At 59.6% G+C, this 1,162-nt stretch carries 1 protein-coding gene; it reads right to left on the bottom strand.

Features of this window, described 5'->3' with window-relative positions; translation table 11 throughout:
• Window positions 1-17: 17 nt before the first annotated feature.
• A complete protein-coding gene (locus tag NZK35_RS33995) occupies window positions 18-986 on the bottom strand; it encodes an esterase/lipase family protein (RefSeq protein WP_259636978.1) in 969 nt (322 codons plus the stop codon).
• Window positions 987-1,162: the final 176 nt, after the last annotated feature.

Below are 1,162 nucleotides of genomic sequence, written 5' to 3' on the forward strand. Positions count from 1 at the left end.
GCGAGCCCTCCGGTCTGTCAATCGATCGACGGCGCGGCTTCGTGCTTGAGCAATTGGATGGTTTTTTCCATCACGTCGGCGTTGTCCATCAGAAAGCTGTGCAGCACGGGAACGGTCGTGAAACTCTTAGCGCCCTCGAGTTTTGCTTCTTCGATACTGACCACAAAGTCGCCTTCGCCATCAACCAGCGGATTGGCCACCGGGGTGGTGACATCGCCGGCGACGATGTGAAACGGGAACGGTGGAACGGCCAGTTTGGGCGCCAGTCGCTTCCAGTTCGCTCCGAGTTCCATGCCGCCTTGACCGGTGACCCAGCCAAACACTTTGGTCGGCGCCAGACGCTGGGCGATCATGGCGCCCTGGTTGGGCGGCCCCAGCATGACCATCGATTTACAGCGTGGCAGGATCTGTTTCGGGTCGCCATCGGCTTGCAGGTCTCCGATCAGGTGACGCACCACGATGTTCCCCATGCTGTGACCGACAAAACTGAACGTGTCGCCGCTGGGCAGGTCTTCGATCAGTTCACGCAGTGCGGCGGCGTGGTCTCCGATCGCACCGCGGGTGCTGGCGTAGGAAAATGGGATCGTGTGGGGAAATCCGTTGTCGGCGAGTCGTGTTTCCAACGCTTTCATGCTGCCGCTGGTCCGCATCAATCCGTGCAGCAGAATCACGTGGTGTTTGGCGGTCGCCGGGGCGGTTTTGGGGCATTTCTGATTGAGCGAATCGACGCATTGTTGTTTGCTGCCCCAGGCACGGCGATAGCTGTCGGCGTCGATCAATCGCCAGTGCCCTGTCAACGCGTTTTGTTGCACGCGGTACCCGTCACGCCACAAATGGTCCGTCCACGTTTGGTTGAAGTGGGTGGTTTTCAGCGGCACGTTGAAATTGGAGGCGTCCGTCATGATCGGGTCCTCGGAGTGGCCCACAAGCTGTTGGAACTCAAAGCATAGCGAAGCGGCCAGGGCGATGGTAAGCAGGGTTCGCATGCGACAGGTCGGGGGGCGTTTGGGGGCGGCGTGTTCAGGGGCTAGGGAGCAAGAGCCTGTGCCGGGGGACTTCTGCGCAGAAATTGACCCGCCGATGGAAAAGCATTGTGATCTGTTCCAATTCACCCGTGGGGCAAGCACAGCTGGAAACCATCGACTTTGGCTCCAAAGGTGTT

This window comes from Stieleria sedimenti, from assembly GCF_025060895.1.
Taxonomy (GTDB): domain Bacteria; phylum Planctomycetota; class Planctomycetia; order Pirellulales; family Pirellulaceae; genus Stieleria; species Stieleria sedimenti.

Coding starts and splice junctions, on each gene's coding strand:
- NZK35_RS33995 (WP_259636978.1), bottom strand. CDS start 986: ATGCGAACCCTGCTTACCATCGCCCTGGCCGCTTCGCTATGCTTTGAG.